The 17,962-nt window shown below is 42.0% G+C and carries 23 protein-coding genes; 17 read left to right on the top strand and 6 right to left on the bottom strand.

The annotated features are described in order from the left end of the window. Nucleotides 1–85 precede the first annotated feature (85 nt). Genes O3670_RS03200 through O3670_RS03190 form a run of 3 tightly spaced genes read left to right on the top strand, consistent with a single transcriptional unit; the run spans nt 86 to nt 3,447 of the window. Nucleotides 86–1,159: a thiamine pyrophosphate-dependent dehydrogenase E1 component subunit alpha gene (locus O3670_RS03200; protein WP_014634179.1), complete on the top strand. Its 1,074-nt coding sequence runs from the start codon at nt 86–88 to the stop codon at nt 1,157–1,159. Nucleotides 1,160–1,175: 16 nt separating this feature from the next. Continuing rightward, entirely contained in the window at nt 1,176–2,207 is a 1,032-nt protein-coding gene (locus tag O3670_RS03195; protein WP_002890539.1) for an alpha-ketoacid dehydrogenase subunit beta, read from the top strand. A gap of 10 nt (nt 2,208–2,217) precedes the next feature. Continuing rightward, the gene (locus O3670_RS03190) at nt 2,218–3,447 is read left to right on the top strand and encodes a dihydrolipoamide acetyltransferase family protein (RefSeq protein WP_371595774.1); all 1,230 of its coding nucleotides are present in this window, start codon (nt 2,218–2,220) and stop codon (nt 3,445–3,447) included. Nucleotides 3,448–3,626: 179 nt separating this feature from the next. On the opposite strand, the gene O3670_RS03185 is transcribed toward O3670_RS03190, so the two are convergent. Next, on the bottom strand, nt 3,627–4,220 hold the full coding sequence (locus O3670_RS03185) for a class I SAM-dependent methyltransferase (RefSeq protein WP_048674347.1): 594 nt from the start codon (nt 4,218–4,220) through the stop codon (nt 3,627–3,629). Between the two features lie 155 nt (nt 4,221–4,375). Between O3670_RS03185 and O3670_RS03180 the strand changes: the two genes are divergently transcribed. The 3 genes from O3670_RS03180 (at nt 4,376) to O3670_RS03170 (ending at nt 6,205) form a co-directional block, all read left to right on the top strand. Then, nucleotides 4,376–4,957 (top strand): TetR/AcrR family transcriptional regulator, encoded by a 582-nt coding sequence (locus O3670_RS03180; protein ID WP_048674349.1) that lies wholly within the window; start codon nt 4,376–4,378, stop codon nt 4,955–4,957. A gap of 96 nt (nt 4,958–5,053) precedes the next feature. Further along, nucleotides 5,054–5,365: a hypothetical protein gene (locus O3670_RS03175; RefSeq protein ID WP_014633350.1), complete on the top strand. Its 312-nt coding sequence runs from the start codon at nt 5,054–5,056 to the stop codon at nt 5,363–5,365. A 90-nt stretch (nt 5,366–5,455) separates the two neighbouring features. Continuing rightward, entirely contained in the window at nt 5,456–6,205 is a 750-nt protein-coding gene (locus O3670_RS03170) for a CPBP family intramembrane glutamic endopeptidase (RefSeq protein ID WP_048674351.1), read from the top strand. Between the two features lie 246 nt (nt 6,206–6,451). On the opposite strand, the gene O3670_RS03165 is transcribed toward O3670_RS03170, so the two are convergent. After that, a complete protein-coding gene (locus tag O3670_RS03165; RefSeq protein ID WP_002886034.1) occupies nt 6,452–6,649 on the bottom strand; it encodes a hypothetical protein in 198 nt (65 codons plus the stop codon). A gap of 99 nt (nt 6,650–6,748) precedes the next feature. Continuing rightward, complete coding sequence (locus O3670_RS03160; protein ID WP_037603928.1) at nt 6,749–7,168, bottom strand: SP_0198 family lipoprotein; 420 nt, start codon at nt 7,166–7,168, stop codon at nt 6,749–6,751. Nucleotides 7,169–7,344: 176 nt separating this feature from the next. Between O3670_RS03160 and O3670_RS03155 the strand changes: the two genes are divergently transcribed. The 8 genes from O3670_RS03155 (at nt 7,345) to O3670_RS03120 (ending at nt 12,855) form a co-directional block, all read left to right on the top strand. After that, on the top strand, nt 7,345–7,737 hold the full coding sequence (locus O3670_RS03155) for a YbgA family protein (RefSeq protein ID WP_037603927.1): 393 nt from the start codon (nt 7,345–7,347) through the stop codon (nt 7,735–7,737). Continuing rightward, nucleotides 7,734–8,096: a TIGR02328 family protein gene (locus O3670_RS03150; RefSeq protein WP_037603926.1), complete on the top strand. Its 363-nt coding sequence runs from the start codon at nt 7,734–7,736 to the stop codon at nt 8,094–8,096. Before O3670_RS03155 ends, O3670_RS03150 begins: the two co-directional genes overlap by 4 nt. Nucleotides 8,097–8,108: 12 nt before the next feature. Next, the gene (locus O3670_RS03145) at nt 8,109–8,486 is read left to right on the top strand and encodes a hypothetical protein (RefSeq protein ID WP_002885898.1); all 378 of its coding nucleotides are present in this window, start codon (nt 8,109–8,111) and stop codon (nt 8,484–8,486) included. Nucleotides 8,487–8,490: 4 nt separating this feature from the next. Beyond that, on the top strand, nt 8,491–8,853 hold the full coding sequence (locus tag O3670_RS03140; RefSeq protein WP_037603925.1) for a hypothetical protein: 363 nt from the start codon (nt 8,491–8,493) through the stop codon (nt 8,851–8,853). Nucleotides 8,854–8,956: 103 nt separating this feature from the next. After that, on the top strand, nt 8,957–9,568 hold the full coding sequence (locus tag O3670_RS03135; protein WP_037603924.1) for a CPBP family intramembrane glutamic endopeptidase: 612 nt from the start codon (nt 8,957–8,959) through the stop codon (nt 9,566–9,568). A 26-nt stretch (nt 9,569–9,594) separates the two neighbouring features. Beyond that, nucleotides 9,595–10,236: a GDSL-type esterase/lipase family protein gene (locus tag O3670_RS03130; protein ID WP_037603923.1), complete on the top strand. Its 642-nt coding sequence runs from the start codon at nt 9,595–9,597 to the stop codon at nt 10,234–10,236. A 95-nt stretch (nt 10,237–10,331) separates the two neighbouring features. Further along, nucleotides 10,332–10,946 (top strand): DUF2140 domain-containing protein, encoded by a 615-nt coding sequence (locus O3670_RS03125; RefSeq protein ID WP_371595773.1) that lies wholly within the window; start codon nt 10,332–10,334, stop codon nt 10,944–10,946. Between the two features lie 247 nt (nt 10,947–11,193). Next, complete coding sequence (locus O3670_RS03120; RefSeq protein ID WP_371595772.1) at nt 11,194–12,855, top strand: SulP family inorganic anion transporter; 1,662 nt, start codon at nt 11,194–11,196, stop codon at nt 12,853–12,855. Nucleotides 12,856–12,907: 52 nt separating this feature from the next. Here O3670_RS03120 and O3670_RS03115 read toward each other — a convergent pair whose 3' ends face one another. Genes O3670_RS03115 through O3670_RS03105 form a run of 3 tightly spaced genes read right to left on the bottom strand, consistent with a single transcriptional unit; the run spans nt 12,908 to nt 14,762 of the window. Further along, a complete protein-coding gene (locus O3670_RS03115; protein WP_003093491.1) occupies nt 12,908–13,723 on the bottom strand; it encodes a TIGR03943 family putative permease subunit in 816 nt (271 codons plus the stop codon). Then, nucleotides 13,723–14,625 (bottom strand): permease, encoded by a 903-nt coding sequence (locus tag O3670_RS03110; protein ID WP_013990843.1) that lies wholly within the window; start codon nt 14,623–14,625, stop codon nt 13,723–13,725. Before O3670_RS03110 ends, O3670_RS03115 begins: the two co-directional genes overlap by 1 nt. A 5-nt stretch (nt 14,626–14,630) precedes the next feature. After that, nucleotides 14,631–14,762 carry an SPJ_0845 family protein gene (locus O3670_RS03105; RefSeq protein WP_002885949.1) on the bottom strand — a complete coding sequence of 44 codons (132 nt, stop codon included), beginning with the start codon at nt 14,760–14,762 and terminating at the stop codon, nt 14,631–14,633. Nucleotides 14,763–14,990: 228 nt separating this feature from the next. Between O3670_RS03105 and O3670_RS03100 the strand changes: the two genes are divergently transcribed. The 3 genes from O3670_RS03100 to O3670_RS03090 all read left to right on the top strand — a co-directional run bounded on the left by O3670_RS03100 (nt 14,991) and on the right by O3670_RS03090 (nt 17,879). Further along, nucleotides 14,991–17,123, top strand: a complete 2,133-nt coding sequence (locus tag O3670_RS03100; RefSeq protein WP_073686242.1) for a Tex family protein — start codon at nt 14,991–14,993, stop codon at nt 17,121–17,123. Then, nucleotides 17,110–17,550, top strand: a complete 441-nt coding sequence (locus O3670_RS03095) for a SprT family protein (RefSeq protein ID WP_002890560.1) — start codon at nt 17,110–17,112, stop codon at nt 17,548–17,550. The genes O3670_RS03100 and O3670_RS03095 overlap by 14 nt, the downstream gene beginning before the upstream one ends. Nucleotides 17,551–17,615: 65 nt before the next feature. Next, nucleotides 17,616–17,879 carry a PspC domain-containing protein gene (locus O3670_RS03090; RefSeq protein WP_002890561.1) on the top strand — a complete coding sequence of 88 codons (264 nt, stop codon included), beginning with the start codon at nt 17,616–17,618 and terminating at the stop codon, nt 17,877–17,879. The last annotated feature ends 83 nt before the right edge of the window (nt 17,880–17,962 follow it).

The raw sequence follows: 17,962 nt of genomic DNA, 5'->3' as shown, positions 1-17,962 counted from the left end.
CACAGCCATTCTCATTTTTTCAAATCTATATATCTGTCAATAATATTTGTTTTTTATAAAGCTCTCTATAGAAGGAGGAAACAATATGACACATTATCAAGAATTGCCACAAGCCCTAATGAAAGAAAAACATCAGGGACAAACCTTAACCAAGGAAGAAGTTAAGGTTCAAACTGCCCATGATCTTGGTGTGGAAAATGTTTCAAAAGAAGAGGCTAAATCCATGTATAAGACTATGTGGGATATTCGAAATTTTGAAGAAAATGCACGACATTTCTTTTCAATCGGTCAAATTCCAGGATTTGTTCACCTTTACTCAGGTGAGGAAGCTATTGCGACTGGGGTATGTGCTAACTTGACTGATAAAGACTACATTACTAGCACACATCGAGGACATGGACACTGTGTGGCTAAAGGTGGAGACCTTAAAAAAATGATGGCTGAAATCTTTGGTAAGTCTACTGGGCTTGGTAAAGGTAAAGGTGGCTCTATGCATATCGCTGACTTGGATAAAGGAATCCTTGGTGCTAATGGTATGGTAGGCGGAGGCTTTGGTCTTGCGACTGGGGCTGCTATGCGCAACAAATATCTAAAGACTGATGATGTTGCTGTATGTTTCTTTGGTGATGGTGCTGCCAATGAAGGTAATTTTCATGAGTGCTTAAACATGGCCTCTATTTGGAATCTACCTGTAGTATTTGTAAATGAAAACAACCTTTTTGCAGAATCAACACCACAATGGTATTCATCAGGTTCTCCAACAATTGCTGAACGTGCACAAGCTTACAATATGCCTGGAGTTCGTGTTAATGGTAAGGACTTATTTGCTGTTTATCAAGTGGCTAAAGAGGCCATTGAACGTGCGCGTCGTGGAGATGGTCCAACGTTAATTGAAGCTATTACTTATCGTAACCATGGCCATTTCGAAGGAGATGAGCAAAAATACAAAGCACCAGATGGAATCGAAAAAGAATGGGCAGATGTGGATGCCTTGGAAGTATTTCGTGACCTGGTAACTGAAAAGGGTATCCTTAGCCAAGATGAATTGGATGAGATTGTTGCCCAATCACAAAAAGATGTTGAAGATGCAATCCACTTTGCTCAAGAGAGCCCAATTCCAAAAGAAGAAGCTCTCTATGAAGACGTATTTGCAGACTGATTGAGGAGGATTCATAATGACTAGAGAAACATTATTTATGAAAGCCATCAATGAAGGGCTCGATCAAGCCATGGAAAGAGACGAGCGAGTTGTTCTCCTAGGAGAGGATATCTCAGGTGGTGTTAATGTTGAACACTTAGAAAATAATAACGAGGATGCCTGGGGCGGTGTCATGGGTATCACACGAGGATTGATGCCGAAATATGGCAGGGAACGTGTTATTGATACTCCGATTTCTGAGCACGGCTATTTATCAGCTTCGGTTGGGATGGCGCTTACGGGACTAAGGCCTGTACCAGAGTTGATGTTTAATGATTTTATTGGATTCTGTTTTGATGCCCTATTAGGACAGGCTTCTAAGATGCGTTACATGTTTGGAGGAAAAGCTAAAGTTCCCATGGTTGTGCGTACTATGCACGGGGCAGGTGCTTCAGCTGCTGCGCAACACTCTGGATCCTATTACGGTTTATTTGGATCGATCCCTGGTATTAAGGTGGTCGTTCCTGCTACTCCTTATGATGCCAAAGGATTACTCCTAGCATCAATAGAGGATGATAATGTAGTTATCTTTTCTGAAGACAAGACTTTATATGGATTAAAAGGGGAAGTGCCAGAAGAATACTATACTGTACCAATTGGTAAGGCTGCCGTTCGTAGAGAAGGTAAGGATTTAACAATTGTGACAATTGGTAAGATGTTGTATGTAGCCTATGAGGTCGCCGACCGCTTGGCAAAAGACAACATTTCTGTAGAAGTGATTGATCTTCGTACAGTTGCTCCATGGGATGAAGAAACAGTGTTAAATTCCGTGAAGAAAACTGGTCGTTTAATTATTGTGGATGAGGCCAACCCACATAACAATACTGCAACTGATATTGCATCTGTAGTTTCAGATAAAGCATTTGATTATCTTGATGGACCAGTGAAATGTGTTTGTGCACCAAATACTCCTGTTCCATTTGCGACAAACTTAGAACAAGCCTATATCCCGGATGCGGATAAGGTTTTGAAAGTAGCTGATGAATTGATTCAGGACTTGAAAGGATAGGAGGGCGCTTATGGCAACAGAAATTTTAATGCCCAAGCTCGGCCTAACCATGACTGAAGGACTCATTCAAAAGTGGTTGGTCCAAGTTGGTGATACAGTAACAAGTGGTCAGCCTTTATTGGAAATTAGTTCTGAAAAATTGACTAGTGAAGTCGAATCCCCTGCTTCTGGGGTTGTTCTAGACATTGTGCATGATGAAGGTGCTACAGTTAAATGTAAGGAAGTCGTTGGATGGGTTGGTCAGGAAGGAGAGGATGTAGGAACCCAAGAGGCTCCTGCACAAGAGGAAGCTCCAACTGAAGTCGCTAAAGATTCAACACCGTCTAGTCCTAAATCTACTACAGCACCTATAGCTCGTACTGGTGGGGAACGCATTTTCATTACACCGGTGGCTCGTAAGATGGCTGCTGAGAAAGGCTATGATATCTCCCTTATTAAAGGGACAGGTGGAAATGGTCGTATTACAAGACGTGATGTAGAAGCTTACCAACCAAGTCTTGTTGTTGATAAGGTCGTTGAACCTCTACCACAAGATATGACCTCAGGTCAATACGGTGAGGGACTCCAAGGCATGCGTAAGATTATTGCCGAACGTATGATGAACAGTCTTCATTCTTCTGCTCAAGTGACACTCCATCGTAAGGCTGATTTAACTGAGCTTTTGAAATTCCGTAAAGAACTTAAGGCCAAGGTCCATACTCCACTTGAAAATGGTGAACTAGGTATCACAACTCTATTAACTAAAGCAGTAACCAGAGCTTTGAGAGATTTTCCAGCTTTGAATGCTTGGTATGGTGGCGGAATTCATAAGATTCACGAACGCATTCATATTGGTATGGCAACAGCTTTGGATGATGGTTTGGTTGTTCCTGTGATTCAAGACGCAGATCGTATGACTTTAGCAGATCTTGGTCAAAGCATTAAGACTTTGGCTAATCAAGCTCGAAAAGGTACACTTGCATCTGACCTATATAGTGGTTCTACTTTCTCAATTACGAACCTAGGGGGGCCAGGTGTAGAATACTTCACATCAATCCTTAATTCCCCAGAGGTGGCAATCCTTGGTGTAGGAGCAACTCAACAAGCTTTAGCATTTAATGAGGAGGGAGAGGTTGTTCAAAAAGACTATCTTCCATTGAGTCTGAGCTTCGACCATCAAGTCATCGATGGCCTTCCAGCTGCTGAATTTTTAGCAAGAGTTGTTTCTTATCTTGAAGATCCTTATCTCCTTATCTTCTAACAGAAGTATCCATTTGTAAGATGCAATTGTGGACGAATAGGACTTACTAGAGGTATAAAAGTAAAGTAATTGTTGATGTTCCGCAACCTAGTATGAAGAGAAGACTAAATTAGTCTTCTCTTTGTGTTTTGCTAGGGTTGAGACATTAGATTTGATTAAGGAGTTTTTTATTAAATTTCCTAATCACTCTTAGTGACAACATACACAACCCATTTGTAATTTTGCTTTTCTTCAATCTTTGAAAAGCCAATGCTTGTTAACAACTGCATCAATTCATGGCTTGTCCCATAATCTGTCATATGATATTTTATTTTTTCTTTTTCGGAAGCAATAATCAAAGTGGAAGGATTGGACATGACTCTATAGATTTCCTGAAAACTCTGTTTTAAATCCTCCCAGAAAATATGTGTCTGGATGGCAAATACCAAATCAAAATCATTATTTTGGTAGGGAAGGTTTGCTACATTACCAATCCTCAGCTTAACACTTCCGTTTTCTATAGCATCTGAATGAATTCGTCTAGCAGTTTGATAAGACTCCTTAGATATATCAATACCATGAATGTCAAGATTTTTATCTAACTCAAGAAGGTTCTTAATAGTGCTGCCTCCGCCATAGCCGATTTCTAAAATCCGACTATTGTTAGGGATAGTGGTTTGTTTGATTGCCCAAAGGCTGAGTTCTTTGAAATAGGACGACCAGATGTTGGTAATCAATCGACCGACAAGACCACTCGGTTTTCTAGATTGCTTTATAAGATATTGAATGAGCATGTTCTCTCCCATTTTTGAAAATAAAATTTGAAATATACATGATTAAAATTCAAACTTTATTATAGAGAAAGCTAGTAAGAATAGCAAGGGAAAATGAAATATATATTCATATATTTCAAACTTATGCTACAATTGTTTATAACAGAGGTGTTCACATGAATCAATATCAAAAGACAACTGAGAAAAAGAAGCAAGCGATTGTTCAAGCAGCTTTGCGTTTGTTTAAAGACAAAGGTTTTAAGGAAACTAGTATAAAATCTATTGCAGAGGCAGCAGAAGTATCTCCTGTTTCTATCTACAATTATTTCGGGAGTAAAGATAATTTGGTAGCTCTCTGTGTTAATGACTTGTTTGAAGAAGTCACACAGCAAGCTGAGGACATTTTAAATAGTAATCTAGATTTTAAAACAAAATTAAACCAGGCTTTTTCTCTATGTCAGGAGAAAATGAGTCGGCAAATCTCGGACTATTTTCAAGATAAAATGGTGAAAGAACCTACTTTTTCAACTCTCTTAGCGAAAGCGATCACTGCAAAAAAACGTGATATCTATCGTGCTTATATTGAGCTAGGAAAAGAAGAGGGCCTTATTGCTAAAGACCTATCGACAGAGCTTGTCCTAAATGTCATGGATGCTCTTAATGGTATGGGAAATCAGTTAGACCACAGTGACAATTTAGAGACAGAGGTTGAGCAAATTCATCAGATTTTTTTGTATGGTATTTTTGGAAAAAAATGAGTCTAGCTTTCATGTCTTGTCCATCAATCCCAATCAGTTGTATATTCTCATGCATGGGTGTAAAATCTACTATATAAAGATAAAGAGGAAGTAGTAATGGAATTAAAAGATTTTACAGAACAAGAACAAAAGCAAATCGAAAAAGGTTTGAGTACAGCTGAGATTTCTGACAAGGAAGCGGCTAAGAAGTTGCTCGCTCTCGTACCGCAAGAATGGATTAAACGTATTCCTTTCTTTGTCAGAGGGCATGCGACGACCAAGACGGTGGAGCGTGTAGCCAAGCAATACCCTGAACTCTACGCAGTAGCTAAACGCCAAGGGGACCTTCCTGAAAAAGAAGGCCAAGAGCTACGTAAAATCATGACAGCTATCTTTGAAGAAAAAATGAACAAACACAAGATTAAGTAAGATTTATAAAGATTGTGAACAATACCATCTTTGAGTCGATGCGGATTAAGGTGAGATCTATCTGATTTATTATCCCGTAACGGAGGAAAAATGAGCAAATTTATTTCAAAAAAATCAGTCGCTATCTGGTATGCACTGACTGCCCTCCTTGCTACATTTATAGTAGGGCAAGTTATCCTTTGGTGTTTCCCAGATGGAAAGAGCACAGGTGACTCTCTACTGTTTATCCTAATGAACTGTATTCCCCTGATTATGGCGGCTATCTTTTCTCTTGTGTTGAGTGAAGTCAAATCTTTGGGCGATTTTTTCAAAAAGGTCTTTCTTCAAAAAGAAAGTCACCTATCCTGGATCCTAGCTTTCATCATCCCCGTCATCTATTATGGGATTTCAATCCTGCTCATGAATGTTCGCTTTACTGGGAACTCCCTCTTAGCCTTCTTCCTATATCTCCCCTGGACCTTTTTATATGGCGGTCTGGAAGAAGTCGGTTGGCGTTGGTTTTTACAAGAACATCTTTACTTTAGTAAGCACTTTATAACTAAAATGATGGTTCTTTCCATTATCTGGTTCCTCTGGCATATCCCTATCTATCAACTACCTTGGATTACAGCAGGCTCGTCCAACTATCTCATCTTTTACCTGATGATTTTAGGGAATACCTTTCTTTTGGGAGCTCTTAAAGAGTACTCGAGAGGAGCTGTTCCTTGTATCCTCGCTCATATGCTGATCGATAGTCTGGCTGTCCTTATGCTGGTTCAGAGTTCACTCACTCAGATTGTCCTTCTTGTTATTTTCGAAATTCTAGTAGCCTTTTGGCTGGTGGCCATGAGAAAATCATAGAAATAGACTTCAAGCTCTCACCTGATTTAGGTGAGAGCTTTTCTTTCCTATCTGTTGACATAATGATATAGTGTCATTTTTAGGAGGTGACTCGTTTGGCTTCATCATCTAAAGACTAAAAAAGAAGGCCAAGAGTTGCGTGAAATCATGACAGCCATCTTTGAAGAAAAAATGAACAAACACAAGATTAAGTAATGTTGTATGAAAAGAGGTATAAGTCCGCAAACTTACACCTCTTTCTTATCTTTACTTCTTATTTGATTTGGATAGGCTGATGGCAACCATTGTCGCACACAGGAAAAATGCAGCTAGTAACCCTTTTGTAGTAGTCGTCATGAAAGGTTTATCAAAGACATAATAGTTATAGACAGCAAATCCCAGTCCAATAAGAGTTACAATAATCGACACAACAAATAGCGTCACCCATAATCTTCTTTGAGTCATCGTCAACCTCCTCTTTGTATCCGTTTTCTTTCTGCCTATAGTATAACATAAAAAACCTTAGCTAAATTCCATAGAGCGGTTCGGCTAAGGTTTTTCATTTTATTTCGTCAAGATAACCGTATCATTTGGATCGTGGTCATCATCTTCAATAGTCAGTTGATTACCATCGAGTTTATAGTGTTTGGTGTCATCACCGATTGTTAGACTTTGATTGTCAGAGTTAACTGTCACAGGCTTGCTTTCCTTCTCGCCATCTGCCTCGTCCTCTTCCCAAGTTCCAGTATTTCCAGAGATGGTAAGAGTAATGTGATCATTTTCGTCAGTCCCTTTATAGGTGCCATCTAGCCCTTCAGTTTGTTTAGAGGCTTCAGAGCTTTGTGAAGATGAAACCTTACTTGAACTTTGTTGGGTGCTAGAAGAGCTTTCAGGTGTTTGAGCTTTCTGGTTTGAGCAGGCTGCTAAAAGACCAAGAACTGCCATAGAGGCAAGAGAAAGTGTGAGTTTTTTGGACAATGTCATAGGCTTGTCTCCTTTCTTTGATATCTTAAGTATAGCAAACGCTTACAGGCAAACCAAGCAAAAAACTTTTTTTGAAAATGCTTGAAAATCACTCTTTCGGATTCTTAAAAGCATAATCTATTATCCCTATTTAAACTATGCTATACTGATAAAAAAGCAATCAAGGAAGGTTCCTAATGACAACTACCAATCCACGTCGCCAGTGCGAGCGACTTTGGGCAGCCAATAAGTATCTGGTGCTCAGCCATTCAAACAAGATTTACTTGGAAATCCGTAACTATCTCAAGAATGAAGAGGTTAGTTTGGATCAGGTTCAAGCCTATATTGATCAAGCACTTGACCTTCCTGAAAATCCTGGTCAGGTCGTCAATGCCTTCCAACATATCTGGGGATATTTTAAGAAAAAGGCGACTGCCAGCGAAAAGGAAATGTTTATGGCCCAACTAGATAGCTATGCAGCAGGTCAAATTCCTCAGCATGGTTTGGTGGAATCCGTCAAAGAGCTCCTCAGCAAGTATCCTAATCGTTATCTGGAGGAGTCAACCTTAATTAATGGGGGGTCAAAATGAGACTGTGGCATCAAGACTTGATTGCAAAACTACCCCGTCAGCAATTATTAGGACAACACCGAGAATGTTGTGCCCTTCGTGGCAAGGGATGGCAACGCAAACACGCTACGGTTAACTATGTTTTTGACTATTCTCCATATCGCCTGTTTAAATACCATGAACTTATTATGCAAGAAATGACGAAACGTGGCTATCGTGTCAGCCCTGAGTGGTTAGACAAGGAGTATCGAGGTAAGCAGATGCCAGCCTACGACAAGCTTGAAGCGGAGACATTACCAGCCATCATTTATCCTGAGCATGATACCGCCTATTTACAGGAATGTCTGGACAATCTCAAGCAAAAAGGAATCATCATCTAAAGGAGGAAAACGATGCATTTATTTAAGTGGCTAGCACCTAAAAAGAAAGTAGAAGAAGGCCTTGTCATGCGTATATCGACAGCGGATCAGGTGGACTATGCGACGATTACAGCCCCAAGTGACAGTGATATCTGGGATGCCTTGGTGCAACTCCCAGCATCCTACGATAGTCTCTATCTTACCTATGGCGATAAAAAGTCAACGAGCTTTATCTTCGTTGAGTACGAGGATGACCAGTATCGTTTGGAACACGACACACCTGAGCTAGGGTTAGAATTGACCAATGTCGCGCGTGTATCCCAACAAGTTGCCAGAGATATCCTTATTCGCTTTTCAAAAGAGCACACAGTGATTTTGGACGACCATTGGAAACAAGAGAAAGTCAGGTAGTCCTATGGCACACCTTACCCCAGAAACCAGACGAAAATGGCGAAAAGCTTTGTGCTTAATTATCGAAATCATTTGTCTGGCTCATTTCGCTATCATTGTCCCTCGTGACCGATTCTTTACGCCTGAAAAATGGGCCCAAACACCAGCTCCCATGCGACACAAACTCATGTGGAGTTTTCACCGTCAGTATCAGCTTGAGGGCATGACGAGAGAAGAAGTGGAGAAGCTCTTGGGCAAGGGTGACGACCTTAAAGGAAGTGTTGAGTACAAGCTGAAGGACGATTGGATTGGTGGCTGGCGAGTTTACCATATTGACTATAATCAGGACCGTGTGATTCGTGCCAAAGAAACCTGGCAAGATTGGTGAGAATGAGCTTTCTCTTCCCCTAAAAGTAGTATAATGAAAATATAGAGGTATACGCTTTCAAAAGGTAAAAACTGTCTTTTGACTAGAAGAGGAGGATAAACTCATGACCCTATTTATATCTAAACTGATGAACGGTATTATGGAACTGCTCATAGTCTCTATCATTCCTTTTATCACTTGGTTAATTTGGAGCAGGAAAAAGGTCGGTTTCTTTGACTGGATTGGGTTGAAGAAAGTTGAAAGTCAGCAGAAGAGGCGATTACTACTGACCATTTTAGGTATTAGTCTACTTTTTCTTCTTTTTTCAATTGTCGTCCTCAGTTGGTTCGACTCTAGCCAAACGGCCACAGCAGCTTTTTCTGGAAAGGGAATGGGAGCCCTTCCTGCTATCATGGCCTATGCTATCTTAGGGACTGCCTTGCCAGAAGAAATCTTCTTTAGAGGTTTTCTTTTGAAAAGGATGCAAGGAAAACTAGGATTCCTAGGGGCCAATCTGGTTCAGTCTCTCTTATTTGGCCTCATCCATGCACTTATATTTATCCAATTAACTGGTTACCTAAAAGCTATGGCTATCATGGTCTTTATCAGTCTCATCGCTTACGTTTTTGGTGCTATCAATGAGAAAAAAGCAAGTGGCTCTATCCTTCCAAGTGTCTTTATCCATGCCTTGGCCAATACGGTTGTAGGGCTTCTCTTTGCCTTCTCCTTCATTTAGATAAAATTATATAGAAGAAAGTTATCATGGATGAATTAAAAGAAATCAAACTTAAAAATTATCAGTATTTAAATGAGGTTGCCATCAAGGGGGAGACGCTCTTCACGGGATCATCTCTCATGGAGCTTTTTCCCATTTGTGAAATCGCTAGGAGTAGAGGTGTCGACGACATCATCTACAATCGAGGCATCAGCGGCCTGAATACGGATGAGTTTCTTCAGCATATCCATCCCCTACTTTTGGATCTGCAACCGAGCAAGGTGTTTATCAATATCGGTACCAATGACATGACCGAGGAGCCTTATGGAGACCAATGGTTCCAACATCTGACAGCAAATATCAGACAGATTTTGGAGCAAACACAAGCTGTCTTGCCTCATACAAAGATTTACCTCATGGCTTTCTACCCAGCCAATCTTCATCTGCCTTGGCAGACCAAGGCTTCAATCCAGTGGATGAAACTGCGGACACCTGAAAATCTTGACCTTTGCAATCAGGCACTCGAGGAAATCGCCCAAGCCTATGGCTGCCACTTTATTAATTGTAATGCTGGGCTGGTCAATGATAGGAAAGAGCAGAAGGCTGAGCACACCTATGACGGTGTCCACCTTTATGCCAATGCTTACTTAAAAGTCTATGAGGCTCTTGAACCCTACCTCTTGAATTAAGAAAATATGAGAGAATTTCCAGTTCTTACTCGCTTTTTTCCCTTGATTACAGTACAATAGACGTCAAAAGTGAAAAATTGAAATGAGGTATCCCTATGTGGAAATGGTTTAAACGACTCATTGTCCTCGTCATTGTGGTCTTTTTTGCAGTGGCGGCTCTGCTCATTCCGGACAAGATCGACAGTCAGGACCAATTAAAAAATGTATCAACACAAACATCCCTTGCCGATTTAGCCCAGGCGGGTATTGGTGGGGCGTCCCTTTCATCAGGTGGAGTTTCAACCGAGATTAATCTTGATAGCAACCAGTTTCGTCAAATCCTAAAAGCAAGCATGGCTGATTCTAATGACGAGACCTTGCAAAACAGTACTGTAGAGTTGAATTATTCTTATCTGACAGCTAAGGTACCGGTGTCTCTTGGACCTATCGAATCAACATTCAGCCTTGATTTCACGGTCAGCACTAACAAGGAAGTCATTCTACTAGACTTGGCAGGTGCCCACCTGGGTCGCCTCCCTGTACCTAAATCACTGGTTCTGCCTTATCTCAAGAAGAGTATTGCCCAGTCAAGCAGTGGTGTTCGCATGGTTAACAACCAAATTCAGCTCAAGCTTCCTGAAATCGGCTACGAAATTGAGCAAGCCACTGTGACCAATAGCAAGATGAAGGTCAAGCTTAACATTCCGATTTCCTTGCCAACCAGTTGGTAATGTAAGAGAAATCTATCAATCCATGATAAGTTAAAACAAGTCCATAGTCTGGACTTGTTTTTTGATGCCTTCACTTCTAAACTAAGAAAGTTAAAAAATTCTTGAAATAATACGTTTACATCTCCCAATCCCCTAGAAAATGGGGGTTTCCTGTGCTATCATAAGACTGTAAAAATGACAAGCGTCTGACACTCATTGAAAAAAGAGTTAAGTCAAAGAGTTTTAGGATAATAGTTAGGAGGAAAAAATGGACGCTTTAAAATATATCACACCCAAATTTTTCACCACCATCAAGGATTATTCCAAGGGACAGTTCATCAAGGACCTGATTGCAGGAGTTATCGTGGCTATCATTGCCCTGCCCTTGTCGATTGCCCTAGCGATTGCCTCTGGTGTTAATCCCGAACAAGGTCTTTACACAGCAGTGGTTGCAGGCTTTTTTATTTCCTTTTTAGGAGGTAGCCGAGTTCAGATCGGTGGACCTACCGCAGCCTTCGTTGTCATCATCTATGGCATCATCGCCCAGTATGGCATGGCGGGTCTGACTGTTGCCACGCTCATGGCGGGACTCATGCTTATTATCATGGGGCTCCTGCGTTTTGGCGACCTGATTAAATTCATTCCCAAAACCATCACACTGGGCTTTACCTTGGGGATTGCCGTTGGGATTGTGTCTGGACAGATTAAGGATTTTCTAGGCCTTGAGATGAAGTCCGTGCCAGCTGAGTTTCTGGAAAAGATGATTGCCTATGGAGAGTATCTTTCGAGTATTAGTTGGGCGACCCTAGCTATCGGTATTTTGGCCCTGCTCATTCAAATCTTTTGGCAACGCCTTTCTCAGAAAATTCCGGGTTCTCTGGTTGCTATCTTTGTGACCACAGCTATCGTTGCTTTTGGTCATCTCCCCGTCAAAACCATTGGTGACCTTTACACCATCAAGGCGGGACTTCCAAGTTTCACGGTTCCTGACCTATCATTTTCTTTGATTCGTCAAATGATTTCGCCAGCCTTCACCATTGCCATACTAGCAGCTATCGAATCGCTCCTTTCTTGTGTGGTTTCAGATGGCATGATTGGTGGTAATCACCGTTCTAATGCAGAATTGGTCGGCCAAGGTGTTGGGAATATCATGTCAGCCTTCTTTGGTGGGATTCCGGCAACGGGAGCTATTGCCCGTACCGCAGCCAACGTCAAAAATGGTGGCCGAACACCAGTAGCAGGTATGGTTCATGCCTTCACCTTGCTTCTGATTTTACTCTTCCTCATGCCTTACGCCTCATTGATTCCCATGACCTGTCTAGCCTCAATCCTTATGATTGTCGGGTATAACATGAGCGGTTGGCGTACAGTTGGTCGTATGATCAAACGTGCCCCTAAGAGTGATGTGGCGGTTCTGCTAGTGACCTTTGTCTTAACCGTTTTCTTTGACCTAGTAGTTGCCATCGAATTTGGTATGGTCCTAGCAGCCTTCCTTTTTCTCAAACGCATGTCTGACGTGGCTCAAATCCGTCAGTGGGTGGACAAGGAGAATCTGGATGATCCAGTTTTGTCCGAAGATAGCGACTTGAAACAAGTTCCAAAAAATACTGTCGTCTATGAAGTTTTTGGTGCCCTCTTCTTTGGTGCAGCCAATAACTTCTTGAATGTGATTAATGATGAAACTAAGAATGTTCTCATCCTACGCATGCGAAACGTTCCAGCCATGGATATCTCAGGCCTAGATGCCCTTGAGGAAACTCTGGCCATTTGTCAAAAACGTGGCATGACCTTGCTTCTTTCTCACGTCAATCCACAACCCTACCGAGTGCTTGAAAAATCAGGCTTTATCCTAACTATTGGACCAGACCATATCTGCGAGTCGACCGATCAAGCCCTTGAAAAAGCAGCAGCACTAGCACAAGAAACCTAGACAAATGTTTTTAATACAAGAAGAAAAAGCCAGTTCAACTGAACTTGGCTTTTTAAAATACACGATATACATAAGGATTGTCAGGCTGTCCGACCTCTTTGACCTCAGTCAAATTAAGGATAGGCAGGCTCTGTTTGAGATTTTGATAATAATCCACAGTGATGGTACCAGTGACTTTCACCCAAGTATTGTCCTTGAAGGTTTGGTCACTTCCTGTCGTTGCCAGTCCGTAAACACCTGAATCGGCGATACAGTGGATAATTCCGAAACGGAAGATGAACTGATAACCCTTGGTTTGTGGGTCATTGTAGACAAAACCGGTATAGGTGACCTTCTTGCCCACAAAATCGTTAGGATAGAGGTAGATGAGCTCCATGACTTCCATGTAATTTTCCGTGGTAATCTGGATGGTCTCACGTCCCTTGTACTTGGCGAGCTCTCTGGTCATTTCCTTCTCATAAGCTGAGGAGGTGAAGTAGGAGCTGGTGTCCGGCTTCAAGTACTGAATAGTCGTTCCCTCTTGGTCGGCCTGATTAGGATCGCTCCCTGCCGCCAGTGGGAAATGATAGCCCTTAGCTGATACGGTATTGGCATCCAAGGTTACTGTTGGAACCAAGAGCCCCGTGAGGACTGGAAAGGCCAAGAGAACGATGCTGGCTACCTTGGCTACTCGACCTGACAAATGCGAGTGAACCTTCATCTGCTTCATCCAAACGATGAGTTGAACCACAGCAAGGATAAAGGAAAGCACCATGGAAATGTAGGCCAAGTAGGAGTAGTGGATGTTAATGTACTGGTTGAGCTTGCCAGAAACTTGCAAGTACATGACGAGCTCAAAGTACCCAGATAAGATGAGAAAACGTAACATTAAATCACCCCCAATAACAGACAGTAAATGATTGTCACCAGACTTGCGGTTCCTACGAAGAGACCAACAAAGCGTGTTTTAAATTGGTGTTTCATCATAATCAAGTTCTTGATATCAACCATAGGACCAATGATGAGAAAGGCAACCGTTGGTGCCACTCCGAAACTAGAGAGCAGCGAAGCCCCGATAAAGGCATCGGCCTCTGAACAAAGGGAGAGGATGAAGGCCAGGAGCATCATGATCAGGATGGCTGTCACTGAATTATGACCGATGGTCGTGAGGATACGGGTCGGTAGGTAGGTCTGCATACTTGCTGCCACCAAGCTTCCGAAAATCAAGTAACGCCCAGTGTCAAAGAACTCGTCAACCGCATGAACCAGGGCTTGAAAGACTTTCTTACCAGCTGACAAACCACTATAGTCGTGAACATGACTAGCCTTACGATTGTCCTTGAGAATCTGGTCATCCACCACAAAGCCCAGCAAGATTCCCAAAATCATGGCAATCAAGAAAGCCCCGACGAAACGTAAAAGCACGTAGTACCAAGAGTTCCCAAAGGCCGTGTATGTCGCAAAGAGAACAACTGGATTAATGATAGGGGCAGTTGCCATGAAAGGAATAGCCGTGTAGCTAGGCACTTTTTTCTCTAAAAAGCGCGTGATAATAGGAACAATCCCACACTCACAAGAAGGGAAAATAAAACCAATCAGGGTTCCAAAGAGGATAGCCAGGACCTTGTTTTTAGGAAGGAAGTTTTGGACCTTTTCAGGAGTCACGAAGACTTCGATAAAGCCAGACAAGATGCTTCCCAGTAAAACGAAGGGCAGGGCTTCGATAATAATAGATAGAAAAACTGCCAGAAGCTGCAAAACGCTATCTGGTAGTTGATGAAAAATAGCCATAACTATTATTTCTTCTTATCTTCTTGAAGACGTTTGTCCTTCTTAGGATCAGTTCCCGCCTTCTCAAAATCAGGGATAGCCGCAAAAGATGCCATCATGCTTTCAAGTTCATTTGTTTTTTTCTGAATAACCGCCATAAAAAGCCTCCGAGTTAAAATAAGATACTAAGGGTGTCATTTCTAAGAGAAAATTAGGTCATCGACCGAAGAAGCTCTGCTTCTAGGAAGATGCATCTATTTTCCGAAAGAAATAGCCCCTAACAATAGGTTTACCTTTCTATTATACTACCTCTTGCTTAAAAATTCTCGCTTCAGCTACAAGGTTTTCTACCCAAGCAAATCTCCTATCGTGGTATAATAGAACTTATGGAAAATCGTAATCTAGAGACATTGGCTCAGGAATTGGGCCTAAAAAAACAACAAGTTGAAACAGTTTTGGAATTGACCGCAGAAGGCAATACCATTCCTTTCATTGCCCGTTACCGTAAGGAAAAAACAGGCAATCTTGATGAAACGCAAATCAAGGCTATCATTGATATGGATAAGTCCTTGACGGCTCTTCAAGACCGCAAGGAAACAGTTCTGGCCAAGATTGAGGCACAGGGCAAATTGACTGATCAACTCAAGGCAGCCATTGAAGCGGCTGAAAAGTTGGCGGATGTGGAAGAACTCTACCTCCCCTATAAGGAAAAACGTCGCACCAAAGCGACTATTGCCCGTGAAGCAGGTCTTTTCCCATTGGCTCGTCTTATCTTGCAAAATAGCCCCAACCTCAAGGCTGAAGCTGAAAAGCTGACATCTGAAGCCTTTCCAACAGCTGACAAGGCTCTTGCGGGTGCTGTGGACATTTTGATTGAGGCCTTTTCTGAGGACAATAGCTTGCGCTCTTGGACCTACAACGAAATCTGGAACAACAGTGACATCACTTCAACCCTCAAGGATCAATCGCTGGATGAAAAAGAAACTTTCAAGATTTACTATGATTTTGAGGATAAGGTGTCTAAACTTCAAGGTTACCGTACGTTAGCCCTTAACCGTGGTGAGAAACTAGGCGTTATTAAGGTAAGTTTTAAGCACAATCTTGAGAAAATGCACCGTTTCTACAGTGCTCGTTTCAAACAAAAAAATGACTATATCGAGGAAGTTATCAATCAATCTCTCAAGAAGAAAATCATTCCAGCTATGGAGCGTCGTATCCGAAGCGAATTGACTGAAGCAGCAGAAGATGGTGCTATTCAACTTTTCTCTCAAAATCTTCGAAACCTCCTTCTAGTATCGCCACTTAAAGGCAAGATGGTACTTGGTTTTGACCCAGCCTTTCGTACAGGGGCTAAGTTGGCCGTGGTTGACCAAACTGGTAAGCTCATTACAACGCAAGTGATCTATCCAGTAGCTCCAGCAAGTCAGGCTAAAATCGCACAGGCTAAAAAAGACTTGGCTGACCTCATCAAAAAGTATGCCATTGAGATTATTGCGATCGGTAATGGAACAGCAAGCCGTGAAAGTGAAGCTTTTGTGGCAGAAGTCCTCAAGGATTTCCCAGAAACTTCTTATGTCATTGTCAATGAAAGTGGTGCCTCTGTCTACTCTGCATCAGAGTTGGCCCGCCATGAGTTTCCAGATTTGACGGTCGAAAAACGCTCTGCCATTTCTATTGCCCGTCGTCTCCAAGACCCATTGGCCGAGTTGGTTAAGATTGACCCTAAATCAATCGGAGTAGGCCAATACCAGCATGATGTTAGTCAGAAGAAACTGTCTGAAAATCTTGATTTCGTCGTTGATACCGTGGTTAACCAAGTCGGTGTCAATGTCAATACGGCAAGTAGTACCCTCTTGTCACACGTGTCAGGACTCAACAAGACCATCTCTGAAAATATCGTTGCCTACCGTGAGGAAAATGGTGAGATTGCATCACGTGCTGAAATCAAAAAGGTCCCACGTCTCGGTGCCAAGGCTTTCGAACAAGCAGCTGGTTTCCTCCGTATCCCAAATGCCAAGAATATCTTGGATAATACAGGGGTCCACCCAGAGTCTTACCCAGCGGTAAAAGACCTCTTCAAGCAGTTGGATATCACAGATTTGGACGACTCTGCCAAAGAGAAATTGAAGGCTCTTAATCTTAAAGAAACAGCAGAAGAGCTAGTGCTTGGACAGGAAACCCTTAAAGATATCATCGCTGACCTTTTGAAACCAGGTCGTGACCTCCGTGATGATTTTGAAGCACCAGTACTTCGTCAGGATGTTCTTGAACTCAAAGACTTGTCAGTCGGACAAAAACTTGAAGGGACAGTCCGAAATGTTGTGGACTTTGGTGCCTTTGTGGATATCGGTGTCCATGAGGATGGACTTATCCATATCTCTGAGATGAGTAAGAGCTTCGTTAACCACCCAAGTCAGGTCGTTTCTGTTGGGGATTTGGTTACCGTGTGGGTATCAAAAGTTGATTTGGAGCATGAAAAACTCAACCTCTCCTTGGTGAATCCACGTGAATCTAACTGATTATGTTAAGACTGTTTCTATAGAAGATTTTGGCTGGGAATTTAAGCATCAAGCCTTGTGGAACAAGCGTCTCCGGACCACTGGAGGGCGGTTCTTTCCCAAGGATGGACACTTAGATTTCAATCCAAAACTCTATGAGGAACATGGTCTTGAGACCTTTCGAAAAATCGTCCGCCACGAGCTTTGTCATTATCACCTTTATTTTCAAGGTAAGGGCTACAAGCATGTTGATAGAGATTTTAAGGACTTACTAGCCAAGGTTGAAGGCCTTAGATACGCTCCAAAGATGCAAGGTCAAAAGGAGAAGTACTACCTCTATCAGTGCCAATCTTGTGGTCATATCTACCGTCGCAAACGCCGTGTCAATACACAGAAGTTTGGATGCGGTCTGTGTCGAGGCAAGCTCATTTTTCTAAATCAGTCCTAGGGCTGATTTTTTTAATTTAAAAAAATCATATAATTAAATCAAAGAAATGATGGGAGAAGAAGACCATGTCAAATCGTTTTTATAAAACACGAAAAAATAGACTCGTCGCCGGTGTTGTTGCAGGTTTGGCAGATAAGTTTGGTTGGGACCTAGCTTTGGCTCGTATCTTGGCTGTTATTCTAATGGTTTCAACGCAGTTTGGAATCTTTCTATACTTGGTTTTAGCCTTTCTCCTTCCTTACAAAGAAGATATTTATCCCGAAATCAAACTCAAGGATGGACGTAAACGTAAAAACGCTGAACCTGTCGAAGACGAGTGGAATTGGTGAGTAAATTATAATAGAAAAGATCTATGATTGGCCTTAGTGCTAGTCATAGGTCTTTTTTGCTTTGAGAACCGCATTGAAAACCT

The sequence above is a fragment of the Streptococcus sp. 27098_8_74 genome (genome assembly GCF_041431705.1).
Classification (GTDB): Bacteria; Bacillota; Bacilli; order Lactobacillales; family Streptococcaceae; genus Streptococcus; species Streptococcus salivarius_E.
The sequence above is the reverse complement of the archived record's forward strand: the minus strand, read 5'-3'. Positions and strand labels throughout refer to the sequence as shown.